Raw genomic sequence first — 14,611 nt, 5'->3', positions numbered from 1 at the left:
TATGTCCTAATCTTCATAATCTCTTAATGATTTCTTAATCACATCGGAATTGAAATAGTCGTCTTTTGCAGCCTTATTTTCGCAAAAAACACCTATTACAATGATGAAAAAATTTTTACTACTACTTGTATTCTTTCTCACTTGCCAGTCCTTGTACTTCAATGACTTACAAGCGCAGACGACCCAGGCGTCCATATCGGGGATTATCTCCGATGATCAGAATGCCGAACTTCCGGGTGCCAATGTTCAGGTTAAGAATGAATCAACAGGGTTCACGACCGGAACTTCTACCAATGCCAAAGGAGAATACGCTTTTAAGGAATTACCTCTTGGAGGGCCTTATACTATCGTCGCCACATTTGTGGGCTTTGGAGAGCAAAAACTGACCGGGTACATTCTGCATCAGGGCGATGCGATCAAAGTGAAAATGACCATGAAAGAGACAGACCAGACGCTCGAAGTGGTGCAGGTTGTAGCCTCTGGTATCAAAAACAAAATTGAAAACATCGGTGCATCCACTGCCATCTCAGCCAAGGATATCACCCGCCTTCCGGTGAACGGCCGTAATTTCACTTCATTAATGGACCTGTCTCCTTTGAGTAAGGGAGGTAACATTTCTGGGCAGCTGGGATCTTCTACCAACTACACCATTGACGGGATGAACGCTAAAAACCCGACTTCGGCAGGATCTACAACAAGCAGGAGCGGAGCACCCTATTCGATTTCAATTGAGGCGGTGCGGGAGTTTCAGGTGGTTACCAACCAATATGATGTTACTTATGGCCGCAGCGGTGGTGGAACCGTGAGTGCGGTAACCAAATCGGGTACGAACAGACTGAGCGGTAGTGCATTTAATTACAGCAGGGCCAATTGGTTATCAAGCCCTTACGATATTCGTGGGAATAAATTGAATACCACATTTTCGACCAATCAATTTGGATTTTCGTTGGGTGGCCCTATTATTAAGGATAAGCTGCACTTCTTTGTGGCCTGGGACCATCAGCAGGATACACGCCCGTTTGTGATTGCGGATGTCCTTGCGCCGGTGGATGAAAACAGATTTAACGTTACCAGAACAACCCTCGACCGTTTCGTTGATATCGCTCGTTCCAAATACGGAGTTGCCAATACCCCTCAATATGGAACATTTGACAAAAAACGCGGTTCTGACGCGGTTTTTGCCCGCGTGGATTGGCAGATCAATGGCAAAAACCTGCTGACGATAAGGGATAATTATACAAATGATAGGAACAAGCTTGGTTTGCAGGATAACACGTCGATCAATATCTATGAATCGACCGGAAATGACTATAATGTTGATAACAGCTTGCTCGCCTCGCTGCGGTCATCCATTACATCACGTCTGACCAATGAATTGAAGGTCCAGCATTTGTATACGCATCAAAAAAGTAGCCCGGGAGACCAGCTTCCTTCTTCCAACATTCCAAGAGCGATTGTTGAAGGCGTTGTTTCCACATTGAGCGATGGGACTTCGAAATCCACAAACATTCAAATGGGAGGTCACCGTTTTGCGCAGGAGGGTTTTACCAATAATGTGATCCAATTGGTGGACAACCTTTATTACAACACCAACAAAGTAGAATATACTTTTGGAATCGACCTGATGTATACCCGCTCACATTCAACTTATGGCAGCGAGGTAAACGGCAGGTTCCATTACACTGTAGACGCGGCGGCTGGCAAAACAGCCTTGGATAAATTTGAAGCATTGCAGCCTTATCGGTATTATCGTGAAGTTCCTTTGATGACGGATTGGTCGGTGGATGGGAACATTCTTAATGCAGGTATTTACGGTCAAATGAAAACCAAGCTTGGCGTTGGCCTTGATATGGTTGCCGGTTTGCGTCTGGATTATGCACATTATCCGACTTCGCCTTTGAACCAGACGTTACTTGAAGAGCTACAAATCCGCACGGACCACAGGCTGAAATCGTTTGTGGTGCAACCGCGTCTGCAATTTACCTGGGATGTTAATGAAAGACATACGGACATTGTCCGCGTTGGAGGAGGGATTTTCGCTTCTGACATCAATAATTACGTGCTCATCAACAATCTTACTTTTGATGGTAAGCACCTTGCAACGGTTGATGTTCGCGGCGCAAATGTCCCTGTTCCTGATTTTGCTGCTTATCGTAATAATTATGCAAGTATTCCAAGTCTTTCTTCGCTGCAAGTGCCGACGATTAATACCAATGGCCCCGATGCCCGCGTACCGGTGATATACAAGGCGAACGCATCTTACAGCCATTATTTCACGGATAAATTGAGAGTGGGCGTAGCAGGTTATATGGCGCTGGGTCGCAATAACTACTTTTATGTGGACAGGAACATGGCAGATGATCCATATTTCCGCCTGGCCAATGAAGATAACCGGGGCGTATTTGTTCCGTTGGCTTCCATGCCTGCAAATGGCGCGGGAGACTGGCTGCAAGGCCGGAAAAGCCAGAAATTTGGCCGTGTCCTTGAATTGAACAGTGCTGGAAAAGTGAACACATTTGCTTTTGTAGCCGACGCGACTTACCAGTATTTCAGGGATGGTGAAATCACCATGAGCTACACTTATAACGATACAAAAGACAATACATCCTACAATGGTAATGTAGCCAACACCGCAACGCTTTCACTTCCTGTGAAAGACGATCCCCGTAATTTGAGTCAATTGAGTTATTCTGATAACCATTTCCGTCATAAAATCGTGTTCTACGGTTCGCTGCCTTCTTTTTGGGGCGTTAATGTAGGTGTACGTTACTCAGGACTTGGCGGAAGCAGGTACACATTACTTTCAGGAGCCAATAGCAATGCCGACTTTGTTTCGGGAACGAATGATTTAGCTTTTGTTTTTGATAAAAATGACCCTAGCGTTCCGGAAAACGTAAGAAAAGGATTACAGGCGATCATTGACAATCCAAATGCAAGCCAGAGTGTGAAAGATTATATTACCAAATATTCCGGCAAAATAGCTGGAAGAAACGGTGGTATCAACAGCTTTTACGGCATTTTCGATTTGAGGGTTACTAAGAAAATAAAACTTTATCAAAGCCACAGCATCGAGTTGTCAGCGGATATCTTCAATGTTGCCAACCTTTTGAATAAGGATTGGGGTAGCAACAAGTCACTGGGCAGCCAGGCGCTTTATGCATTGGGTATCCCCGCTTCTGGCACAACTCCGGCCATTGCTGGGTTTGACAAAGCCAATCAGAAATTTGTGTATCGCGTGAATACTGCCGGTGTGGTTACACCATCCGGAAACCCTTACCAGTTTCAGTTAGGTCTGAGATATAGTTTTTAATAAGGATTTAATTTCAATTTTGCCAATGAAAAGTTTGACTGCCGGATCGTTTCGAGCAGTCAAACTTTTTCAGTTTAAATATTTAATTTTAAAATACTTACAAATAAGAATGATGAAAAAAGTAATCGTTTTACTGATGTTATATTCCAATGTTGTGCTTGCGCAAGCTACTCTGGACAAACAGGCGCACCGCGGTGGACGCGGCTTGATGCCTGAGAATACCATTCCGGCTATGTTGAAAGCGTTGGACCTGGGCGTGCAGACATTAGAATTGGATGTTGTTATTTCCAAAGACAAAAAAGTAGTGGTTTCGCACGATACCTATATGTCGTCCGACTTTATGCGCAAGCCTGACGGAACGGATATTACTTCCGCAGAGGCCAAGCAGATTATTCTTTATCAGTTGAATTATGATGAGATCAAAAAGTTTGACGCGGGGAGTAAACCTCATCCACAGTTTGCAAAGCAGCAAAAATTAAAAACATATAAACCCCTGCTTGCGGAGTTAATCGATTCCGTGGACGCTTATGTAAAAAGCAAAGGCTTGAAGGCCCCACTGTACAACATTGAAATCAAATCGGCCCCAAACGGCGACGACAAAGAGCATCCCGCACCGGCGGAATTTGTAAAACTGGTGATGGATGTCTGCAAAGCCAAAAATTTGGGGAGCCGGCTGACCATTCAATCATTTGACGTTCGCCCGTTGCAGGTGCTTCACAAGGATTTTCCCGATGTTACCCTTTCCTATTTGACTGCAAATCCCAAGTCTCTGGAAGATAACCTGGCCTTACTGGGTTTTGTCCCAAAAGTTTACAGTCCATATTACAAAACAGTTACCAGTCAATCTGTCAAAACCTGTCATGAAAAAGGAATGCAGGTTGTACCCTGGACTGTAAATACGAAAGAAGAAATCAATCAACTCACCCAATTGGGCGTGGATGGCATTATTACGGATTATCCGGATTTGTTTTAAGATAATTCCCGATTTGAGTTGAAGGCCGCGCGGGTACGCGCGGCCTTTTTTGATACCGTGTTTTTATGGCTAGAAGCTTTTACTGCTGTAATGTCAAAGAAATCGATCAGGAATAACATTTGCTACTGATACATGTTATGGCTACTTAGCCGGACAATCAACTCATCCATTCTTCAAAAACAACACCCTTAAATCCAAAACCAAAATGCCAACAAAAACCCCCATCAAGAAAAACTACCAGATGTTGCTGGAATGGTATCAGTACCGCGCTGGGGAAAATGCCGGATCTCTAAAAAAGTTATTGAAACTGCTGTCCAAACTCGACAGGAATGCGGAAGGAACTGCGGCATACGACAAAGACATAGACGACCTGGAATCGCTGAAATTTATCTATGAGACGGGTATCAGGAATTTTGAAAGTCAGGTGGATAAGTATAGGACGATGATTGAGGAACTGTGATGGCCTTGACTTACCTTGCTCGGAGCCTATAACAGGATCTAAATTCGCACGATACACAGACCATCATTTTATTGTCATAATGTTTCATGCTCAATAGAATCAAAATCAGCATGCACTTCGCGGATGTCAGCAAGAAATAAGGGGTCTTTGGCAGCTATTTTCAATGCATCAAGTTTCTGGGATTTGACATCTGTCTGATCATCAACATAAACTGTTACCTGCTTTTTATTGCTAAAAGCAGGCGGAAGAGTCAGGACTACCTGATTGTTTTTTACCGGACAAACAATTTTATAAGTCATCGCAAAAGATTTTTAGCAAGGTAACAAATTTTGAATTTAGTAACGGCAAACGAATTATTCTACCGAAGTTCAACAAAAACGCATAAAAAAGTATGCATTGGCTTTAAGTCAAAACGACAATTTTTCCGGCTCCCTGGTTACTTTCCATAAATTCGTGGGCTTCAACAATTTGCTCCAAATGGAATGTTTTGCTGATCGGCAGAATTATTTCACCGGCTTCAATCGAATCGATAAATTCTTGAAAATTGACCTGCTCCGCCAGGATTACTTATTACGGCTGCCTTAAAGTGCTGTATAGCAATTATTTGCTATACCACGCCAGCTTTTGACGCGGTAAATTTGGGAGGCAAATGCCATTTAAATTCCCAACCTTTTTTTACTCAATATGAAAGCTCTATACTTTGATGACCTCGTTTTATTAATGGGCAAAAAACTAATTTTGTTATTCGTTTTGCTCAACATTATCTCCGTTTCTCGCGCTCAGCAACGGATTTCTGGCAGTACAATGAATGAGAACGCCAGGGTAAATGATGATTTTGGAACAATCGTTGTTTCAAAAAAAACACAACCAGAAATTTCTCCCGGTGTCAATTTTACTTTTTTTACGGACATCCCGTCTATCCCGTCATTTGTATTGAATGATGATCCGTCGTTCATTTCCATGCAGGATATGGGCATGGGTGAAAATAATATCATGTGGGCAATCGCTGCTCCAGAATCGGGAACAGGAAATGGAAACATTTATTACAGAACGGCCGGTACATCAGCGTGGGTGCAGGCGCCTGGCATGGGCATGAGAATAGATGTCACCCTCAGAGGCCATTCGGTGCTTGTTAATGAAGCGGGTGCTGTGTTCACCTGGAACAGTAATTCAAATAGTTTTCAACTGTTATCGGCTTCGATAAATGCAGTGGACATCGGAGTTTCCGCAGGTACCGTTCAAAACGCATTTGTCTTGGTGAGAAATTTCGGATGTCATACCCTTGCTCGCAGTACAGGATCGGGATTTTTTACCAGTTATCCAAATGTTTGCGGCACGCGCCTTGACGTAGCTCCGGATGGCTCCGTATATGTGCTTAGCGAACTTGCCGGGGAAGTATACCGCGTAACATTTTCCGGGGACGCTGCGACGATTGCTCAAACGTTTCCTTCCTTGTCATTTAGGGATATTACGGTCGCAGCTGACGGTAAAGTATGGGCTGTCAATTCGACAACGAGTTACTATCTGGAAAACGGAGTATGGGTTGCTGACCTAAACAGCAGTGGTATCGGATTCGGAAGCAACCCATCGGGTTTATCTGCAGGATCCGACGGCGATACACCCATTTTGACGCTGAATGCCGAAGACGATGTGCCCACAAGCGATCGCGGACAAATCATTCAACGCCGGGAAAACGGCAGCTGGATGAACAGCCATAAGGTCCGTCAGTCTGGCAATGCCAACAGTATCGTTTTAAATGTTGCCCCGGGTACTTACCGGGTGGAGGAGAACCCTACACAACCTGCCTGGAAACTGGTCAGTATCAACTCAGCCGGTGGTTCTGTGGCCACAAGTCTTGAGAATCGCAATGCATCCGTCACGGTGGGTGCAGGTCAAACCGTGCATGTCGAGTTTGTTAATGCAGGATATGATTATGGCGATGCGCCTGCTTCCTATGGCACAAAAGCAGCAGACAATGGTGCAGTTCATCAGGTAAACCCGGCTCTTACACTGGGAAGTACGATTGATATCGATGCCGATGGTGGCACCAGTCCGCCTGCAAGCGGGGATGATAACACAGGAACGGATGATGAGGACGGAATTTCTTCATTCCCAGTCATTTCCGCAGCGGGTAGCGGGACATTTACAAATTATACGGTCAAAGTATCAGCCCGTAACGGAACAGCATCGACCGCAAACCTTTGCGGCTGGATTGACTGGAACAATAATGGCACTTTTGAATCGCTGGAAGGAGTTTGTACAACATTGGCCCCAGCCGGTACAGAGGCAACACTGGTTTGGCCGGCTGTCGCAATGAGTGGATTTGAGCGCAGGATCGGGACCTTTGGGAGGTTCCGGCTCACGACGGACGTTTTAACGACTGGCGGCATGACGGGCATGGCCACCAACGGAGAGGTTGAAGATTACTTTTTACCGTTTTCGGATGCTCTTCCGGTTACACTGATCACATTTGAGGCTTCTGCCCGTGAAAATTATGTAGCGCTAAAATGGGCGACCGCAGAAGAAATAAACGCGGACCGCTTCGAGATTGAGCATAGTACCAATGGCAAGAATTGGAATTTGGTTGGAACGGTGGTTGCAAAAGGGGAAAGCAGCGTTCAGGCAAATTATACATTCGAACACAAGGCTCCCGTGAAAGACAGGAATTTTTATCGCCTCAAGATGATTGATCATGACAAAACCTTCTCCCTAAGCAAAATTATAAGCGTGCTTTTTGACAAAACATCTACGCTTACCGCTTATCCTAACCCGGCGAGCAATCGCATCCTGATCAGCAATGACGAAGTGGTGAAGCAGGTAACGTTACATGCGATATCCGGCGCGAAAGTATTCGAAAGTCAAAAACACTTTTACAATGGAATCGATGTTTCGAAGCTTAGTCAAGGCATGTACATCTTGTCAATCATTCAATTGGATGGTACTGTCAGCACACAAAAGGTGCTCATAACCAGATAATCACATCGATAGCCTGATCGTAAAACGAGCAATGCGGTTGAATGGAGATTCAACCACATTGCTCGTTTTACAAACCAAAATATCAGGGAATCAACAAATGGGGATTGACTAGTTGATTACCTTTTTTTCCATTCTTACTACCTGATTATCGATTGGTTTCACTGTGTTGAGATAAGCATAGATAGCATTGAGATCCTCTTCTTTCATGCCTGCGTACATGGTCCAGGGCATTGGCGTGTTAATGGCATCCGGTGCCATTTTAGGAGAAACGTAATTGCTGTCAACGAATGCCTTAAAACGGGCAACAAAAGCTTCTTTTGTCCAGTTACCTATTCCTGTTTTTTTATGCATGGTAATGTTTGGCGAGCGCATAACGCCGTTTGAACCAGCGAATTCCATCCCTCCTCCAAATTCAGTTCCGGCAATTACACTTCCTTTCTCCGTTTTGCTATGGCAATCCACGCAACCGGTGGCAGTGATCAGATACTTCCCATAAGCCACCTGATCCGCTTCTGACGGACGCGTGGTGAAAGAAGCCTGTTTAGGCATTGTATTGATCAGGATGCTAACGGGGAAATCGGGTTCTGACTCGGGAATATCCTTTTTTACTGCCGGCAACTCACGAATGTAAGCGATCACCGAGTAAATATCCTCCTGGTCAAGCTGGCCAAACCGGTGGTAGGCCATCACCGGAAATAATGCTTTTCCCTCTTTATTTACACCGGTTGTGACGGCACGGAAAATTTCTCCGTCCGTCCATCCGGCTAGCGTATAGGGTGTGATATTGGGCGCATAAAATTTGCCTGGAAAGCCCATGTCCTGGGTAAAGGCTTCACCGCCCGCCCCGAACCCGCCCGAGGGCGGTCCGGCATAGCGCGACCAGTCGCGGGTGCTATGGCAGTCCATACAAACCGTCACGTGATTAGCCAAATACTCTCCCCGCGCCACACGGGCCGCGGTACGTTCTATTTTAATGTCGGGCGCGGGGCCAGTATCGGGAAGCGCTGTTTTAACATACGTGATGCCTGCAAGAACAATAACAACCAGGGCACCGAGTATTTTACCAATGAGTTTAATTGCTTTCACTTAGATGGTCTTTGTAGATTAAGTGAAACATTTTAATACGTCAGCTTGCTGATTGTGCCGTCCTGATAGCTAAGCAGATAGTAGATTCGGCCATTTCCACGGATGATGTCAGTCGGCCGTGTGAGGCTGTCGAGGAGTACTTTTCCATCTTCATTGAGCACTTTACCAGACTTAGCAGCAAATCCCATTGCTCCGAAAACACCGTGCTGAATGACAATGGGCTTCTGGTTGGCTGATAGTGTAATACCGGTCAGCGTCGTAAATTTAGACTTGTATACGTCTACCACTCCTGATGTATTCACCTGAAAGATTTTAGCATTACCTGGTGTAAAAGGAAAGCCGGTTAATGTGCTTACGAGGAATTTGCTTCCATCGTAAACGATGCCAGTTGGCACAGCCTCTACATCCGCTGCAACATTGGGTAATTTAGCAAATAAGCTTAGTGCGCCCGTTACCTTATCCCTTTTGATAATGGCATTGCTTCCGGCGTCAATGATGTACATATGATCGTCCGGGCCAAATGTAAAATCGTATGTGTTTGAATTGATAGGGTCGGTCAATCCAAGACTTTCCACATAGCTTCCAATATCAACTGAGTCGATATCGGCCAGCTGGACGGGGGCATCGCCAGATTTGAAGGACGACACGTCCGCTGTATAAAGAATTCCATTGGAGCCGTGCAAAAAATATAATTGCCCCTCGCGATAAGCCAAATGGGCAATTCCTTCTATTGATCCTTCCCGCATCAGGGACTGGAGACCGGTAACAAATGTTGTCTTCACGCCGGATGGTGTAATCATGGAAACGCTGCCATCATTGCCCTTACCAGATCCTGCTTCGGTCACCCATAGGTTTTCCATGTCATCTGCTGCCAGTCCGATCGGATATCTCAATCCGCTTATAAATATTTCCGAAGACAAGGTTTCTGGTTCAGGTTCAAAAATATCGTGATCTGTGCAAGACAGGACGAAAAGGAAAAACAAGAATGTCGAAAGTGAGTAAGTTAACTTTTTGGAATTTGACATGTTGGTTTAGAAAAAAACGTTGAGTAAAATCTTAGTGCAAAAGACGATAGGAGCGCGACATTGCACAATAGCAAATTATTGCTATATCAGGTGATTTAACCCTGTATTCGCCGTTGTGGCAGGTGGTTAGGAAAAAGAATGTATGTCATTTGATCGAATAATCTACTTTAAAGGTATATATACAGTTACATACGCCTTACAAACACTTCCTGTCTTTTCATGCTGTGCAGACTTTTACAGTTCCAGTTGAATTTGTCTTGTATAAAACCCCATTTGTATGGCCTGCTATCTTTCATATTTCTGATTGTTACAAACATCTGCCTTGCGCAGGCACCGCAAACGCGTGTGAATATTCAGCTGTTTGGTCCTGAGCAGGGTTTGCCAAGCCGGAATACGCGTTCACTGGCCCAGGATGGCAGGGGATTTATGTGGGTGGCTACTGGTCAGGAGCTTTGGCGTTATGATGGATATAATTTTCAAAACTTTACTGCAATGCTCACCCGTTCTCTGGGCGGTGGCACCTTGATCAACCAGATAAGGACAGGGCCGAAAGGCAATATTTGGGTAGCACATAATAGCGGCTTCAGCATTATCAATCCCCTTGATCTGACCTGCAAGACTATTGATCCTTCAAAAATTTTGAAGGGTGTTGGTTCCAGGCAAAATCTGGATATTTTTTTTGACAATGATCAAAATGCCTGGGTGTCAATACCGCGGGGTAAGCTGACTAAAATCAATAAGGATTACCTCCCCGTGGCCCTGTACACCCCACCAACCGACGCCGGACATTCTGCTGCTGTTGGAAGCCAGGTGACCAAACTATTTATGGATGGGAAAAACAGGCGATATGCATTCAGCGACAGTACTTTTCTGGACGAAATCGATGAAAAAGCATATCTGGTTAACCGGACCAATCTATTGGCAGAGGAGATGGATTCCCGCCATTTCAGCGTATTCAATGTTGTGCAGTCCGATGCTGATACATTGCAAATATATTACAAGCATAAAACCAGTAAGAAATTCCGGATCCGTCATTATGCGCTCGGAACGCGAATTTTCAGTCCTGTTACAGACATTGACTCCCCGATAGCCCCTGATTTTATTTATGCTTATAAGAACAGTTATAAGTGGTATAAATCTTCCAAAGAGATTGGTTTTTTAAATCAAGTGACGGGTCAGTTCACAAATCTCACGACCCGCCTGCTGCAAAAATCGGGTGCGGATATTTTCTTTTTCGGTGCCTGTTTGAGCGCGGACGGCAGTTTTTGGGTGGCAGGCGTCGACGGTCTCATTAAAGTAACACTCACCGAAGAAATTTTCAGGAGATACATGAGTGTCCCTTTGGAAAAGACGGGCGATATCGGCAGCAGCGTAAGGGGCATTACTGAGGATAATTCCGGTATGATTTGGGCGTGTTCCTATGGTTATAACCGAAATGGTTTACAATACTTACTTCATCAAATTGATCCCATAACACACCTGAGCAGACACATGCAGCTGCACAGCCAGACCAAGATTTCAAATGAAATGGTGATCCCGTATAAGGTACTCTTTACCAAAGACGAGGTTTATGCGGTGACGGACGGCACACAGTTCCTGAAAATTGATCCGGAGACCGAGGCTTATCATGCGGTGGAATTTCCGTTTGTTAGCGGACGCGGATTTACTTCCTTTTACAAACTCAATGATTCCACCTTTTGGACAGGCACCTGGGGTGGAATGGGCATTATCGGTACGCGGGACCTGAAGCCCGATCTTTTAAATGATAAAGCCGGGCGCTATATCAAAAATGAACGCGTCAACAACTTTATGCCGTGGAAAAAAAACCGCGTTTTAGTCAGTACTACGAATGGCTTATACGTTCTGAATCAAGATGCGAGCATTTATGAACATTATGGACAGACAGCCGGAGACAAGATCAAACTTCCGGCTTTACAAATTTTCCACACTGTATGGTTTGAAAATGCATTGTGGGCGGCAAGCGGGCAAGGGTTGATCCGCATTGATGTGGATAGCAAAAAAACGCAGCTTTTTACCACGCATGACGGCCTGCCTGATAACAATATCTATGCGGCACTGCCGGATCAGCGGGGAAATCTTTGGCTGAGTACCAACAAAGGTTTGTCGCGCTTTAACACACGAACCAGAAAATTCCATAACTACGGAATTTCAGACGGTTTGCCACACCTGGAATTCAATCATGGGTCCTATCTAAAATCGAGAGACGGCACCCTTTATTTCGGCGGCCTGAACGGCGTTGTAGCATTCAATCCCGAGCAGCTGGATTTGAGCTCAAAAAAAGAAAGCGCCTTACAGCTTATTTCCTATTCCAAATTCGATGCCGATCTAAGCAAGACCGACACGATTATCATCCATCAGGCCGGTAAACAGATCATTTTCAACCCCGGTGATCGCCTTTTTGCCTTTGCATTTATGAGCCCGGATTACCAAAACACCTCATTGAACCGATTTCGCTATAAGCTGGAAGGGTGGGGGGATGATCGCTGGCAGATGTTTGAAAATGGGAATAAATTACTTTTTAACAGTTTGCCACCCGGAAATTACTTGCTCAAAGTGCAGGTCTCCGTGGGAGGCGCCGACTGGAGTAGCCAGGAATGGCAATCACCCGTCAGTGTGCTCACACCCTGGTATAAATCGGTTTGGTTTTTCGTTCTCAGTTTGCTGGTCGTAGGTTTTTTGATTTACCTCTTTTATCAATACCGGCTCCGGCAGATCATGGATATCCAAAAAATCCGCAATGGCATAAGTGCAGATATGCACGATGAGATCGGGAGCACCCTGAGCAGCATTACTTTTTACAGCCAGGCGTTGCTGATGCAAATGGAGAAAACCGAACATCAGCAGGTGGTTCAAAAAATAAAGGATAATGCCCAGCAGGTTCAGGAGGGGCTTAGTGATATCGTATGGAGTGTCAAGGCTGGGAGTGACCAGATCGAGGACGTATTTGCACGCATGTTTCAATTCGGCAGCACATTGGCAGAATCCAAAGGGTTTGCTTTCAGTTTTGAAGTGGATAGCCAGATCCAAAACCAAAAATTGGATATGCAGACACGAAAAAACCTATATTTGATTTTCAAAGAAGCGATGAACAATGCTGCCAAATATTCCAATTCCAGCACCGTTGAAGTATATACAGCGCGCGAGGACGGCCATATCAAACTGATTATCAAAGACAATGGCCGGGGGTTTGACCCTGAATTCATCAGAAAAGGCAATGGGTTGGCCAATATGCATCAGCGTGCGGCTCAGATGAACGGCCAGCTTACGATCCACTCCGCTATCGACGACGGTACTACTATTACATTGGTTTTCTAACCAAATAAAGATGACTAGTATTTGCTATATTGTAGAAACAATTCGCATGCTAATTTTGCAGCCTGTTTATTTCAAGATCATATTAATTGCTATTAACTCATTGTATGGCGTCAAGGATCGTTATTTTCGACGATAATCAGGAAAGATTGAGCAGCGTTTCCATGCTCCTCAATCTCTCGGACGGCTTTGAGTGCACCGGGACTTTTCCTAATGCCAATAATCTTCTGGCCAACATTACCGAATCGAAGCCCAACCTTGTGCTCATGGACATCGATATGCCCGGAACAAATGGCATAGAGGCAACCATCCTGATAAGAAGGCATTTTGGTGCATTACCTGTGCTTATCCAAACGAACTTTGAAGAAGACGAGCGGATATTTGGTAGTCTGCAAGCCGGTGCAAACGGATATTTGTTAAAGAAAACAAGTCCGGAGAGGTTTATTGAGAGTTTGAGAGAGGCGCTTGAAGGGGGTGCGCCTATGACTGGCAGCATTGCTACCAAAGTCCTGCGTTACTTTTCTACCCAAACGACAACCCAAAAAGATTACCACCTGACCGAGCGTGAAAAGCACATATTAGGTTTTTTGGTTAAAGGTTACAGCTACAAATTAATCGCCGCAGAATGTAATATTGCTTACAACACGGTAAATAACCACATCCGCAATATCTATGACAAGCTTTACGTCAACAGCGCCACCGAGGCGGTGAGCCTGGCGATCAGAGAAAGGTTGGTCTGACGTCCGGGGCTTTGTTACTTAATGGAAAAGTGCCTTTCAGTGCAATGCAGAAGTAAGTCGATTCGTAGTTTGGCCATGCAGGATGTGGCTGATCGCTTCTTTCCAGGACCCGCGGGCGCGACGACTGATTGGCCAATTCAAGTATCTCTGCATGCAATTTTATGTGAATTGGCTTACGCCCGACCAGATTAGGCAATGCGAATGTATATTGGCCGTCACCGCCGAAGGTGGTTCCCAACAGTTCAAACAAAGCCGGATGCTCTGCAATGCGCAGTTTCCGGCCATCACACCAGGCCCAGCCTTCGGGCGCGGCATGTGCAGGAACAAATTTAATTTCCGCCAGAAAGGGTTCTCTCATGACTATAGGTTTCAGGTAAATCAGGGATGGATCTTAGCTCAACTTTTTGGCGCGTATATCCCGTAGAGTGAAATGATATAATTGACATACAGATAAGGCTCGCCGTTATTAAAAGGCCTTTCCCCATCTCCGGGCCCCTCGTCTTGATGAATTGGCATGCACCTTCTCAGATCGGGCAGAGCAAATGTGACCTGTCCGTCGCCACCGTATGTGGTCCCCAGCACATGGTAAAGAAAATGGTTCTCTGCAATGGGAAGCAGCTTCCCATCACAGAACAACCAGCCATCAGGCGCGAATCTCCCGGCGAACAATTTGATTTCGCCAACATAAGGGTAATCCATGACAAGAAA

General features: G+C 45.2%; 12 protein-coding genes. 6 read left to right on the top strand and 6 right to left on the bottom strand.

The window, feature by feature from the left end; translation table 11 throughout:
- Window positions 1-103: 103 nt before the first annotated feature.
- The 3 genes from FHS68_RS07850 (at window position 104) to FHS68_RS07840 (ending at window position 4,743) form a co-directional block, all read left to right on the top strand.
- Entirely contained in the window at window positions 104-3,310 is a 3,207-nt protein-coding gene (locus FHS68_RS07850) for a TonB-dependent receptor (protein WP_167270819.1), read from the top strand.
- Between the two features lie 109 nt (window positions 3,311-3,419).
- On the top strand, window positions 3,420-4,283 hold the full coding sequence (locus FHS68_RS07845; protein WP_167268910.1) for a glycerophosphodiester phosphodiesterase family protein: 864 nt from the start codon (window positions 3,420-3,422) through the stop codon (window positions 4,281-4,283).
- Between the two features lie 205 nt (window positions 4,284-4,488).
- Window positions 4,489-4,743, top strand: a complete 255-nt coding sequence (locus FHS68_RS07840; RefSeq protein WP_167268908.1) for a hypothetical protein — start codon at window positions 4,489-4,491, stop codon at window positions 4,741-4,743.
- Window positions 4,744-4,817: 74 nt separating this feature from the next.
- On the opposite strand, the gene FHS68_RS07835 is transcribed toward FHS68_RS07840, so the two are convergent.
- Together FHS68_RS07835 and FHS68_RS26750 are read right to left on the bottom strand one after the other, a co-directional pair.
- A complete protein-coding gene (locus tag FHS68_RS07835) occupies window positions 4,818-5,042 on the bottom strand; it encodes a hypothetical protein (RefSeq protein ID WP_167268906.1) in 225 nt (74 codons plus the stop codon).
- Window positions 5,043-5,145: 103 nt separating this feature from the next.
- Entirely contained in the window at window positions 5,146-5,304 is a 159-nt protein-coding gene (locus FHS68_RS26750; RefSeq protein WP_208408295.1) for a zinc-binding dehydrogenase, read from the bottom strand.
- 123 nt (window positions 5,305-5,427) lie between these two features.
- Between FHS68_RS26750 and FHS68_RS07825 the strand changes: the two genes are divergently transcribed.
- A complete protein-coding gene (locus FHS68_RS07825; protein WP_167268904.1) occupies window positions 5,428-7,719 on the top strand; it encodes a GEVED domain-containing protein in 2,292 nt (763 codons plus the stop codon).
- Between the two features lie 108 nt (window positions 7,720-7,827).
- Here FHS68_RS07825 and FHS68_RS07820 read toward each other — a convergent pair whose 3' ends face one another.
- The gene (locus FHS68_RS07820; RefSeq protein ID WP_167268902.1) at window positions 7,828-8,805 is read right to left on the bottom strand and encodes a c-type cytochrome; all 978 of its coding nucleotides are present in this window, start codon (window positions 8,803-8,805) and stop codon (window positions 7,828-7,830) included.
- A 32-nt stretch (window positions 8,806-8,837) separates the two neighbouring features.
- Entirely contained in the window at window positions 8,838-9,830 is a 993-nt protein-coding gene (locus tag FHS68_RS07815) for a ScyD/ScyE family protein (RefSeq protein ID WP_167268900.1), read from the bottom strand.
- Window positions 9,831-10,175: 345 nt separating this feature from the next.
- Between FHS68_RS07815 and FHS68_RS26650 the strand changes: the two genes are divergently transcribed.
- Both FHS68_RS26650 and FHS68_RS07805 read left to right on the top strand, forming a co-directional pair.
- Complete coding sequence (locus FHS68_RS26650; protein WP_167268898.1) at window positions 10,176-13,166, top strand: sensor histidine kinase; 2,991 nt, start codon at window positions 10,176-10,178, stop codon at window positions 13,164-13,166.
- Window positions 13,167-13,270: 104 nt separating this feature from the next.
- A complete protein-coding gene (locus FHS68_RS07805; RefSeq protein ID WP_167268896.1) occupies window positions 13,271-13,903 on the top strand; it encodes a response regulator transcription factor in 633 nt (210 codons plus the stop codon).
- On the opposite strand, the gene FHS68_RS07800 is transcribed toward FHS68_RS07805, so the two are convergent.
- Together FHS68_RS07800 and FHS68_RS07795 are read right to left on the bottom strand one after the other, a co-directional pair.
- A complete protein-coding gene (locus FHS68_RS07800; protein WP_167268894.1) occupies window positions 13,884-14,261 on the bottom strand; it encodes a phage tail protein in 378 nt (125 codons plus the stop codon). The two genes, FHS68_RS07805 and FHS68_RS07800, sit on opposite strands and share 20 nt — an antisense overlap.
- Before the next feature lie 38 nt (window positions 14,262-14,299).
- Window positions 14,300-14,602 (bottom strand): phage tail protein, encoded by a 303-nt coding sequence (locus FHS68_RS07795; protein ID WP_167268892.1) that lies wholly within the window; start codon window positions 14,600-14,602, stop codon window positions 14,300-14,302.
- Window positions 14,603-14,611: the final 9 nt, after the last annotated feature.

The sequence above is a fragment of the Dyadobacter arcticus genome (assembly GCF_011762185.1).
GTDB lineage: Bacteria > Bacteroidota > Bacteroidia > Cytophagales > Spirosomataceae > Dyadobacter > Dyadobacter arcticus.
The sequence above is the reverse complement of the archived record's forward strand: the minus strand, read 5'-3'. Positions and strand labels throughout refer to the sequence as shown.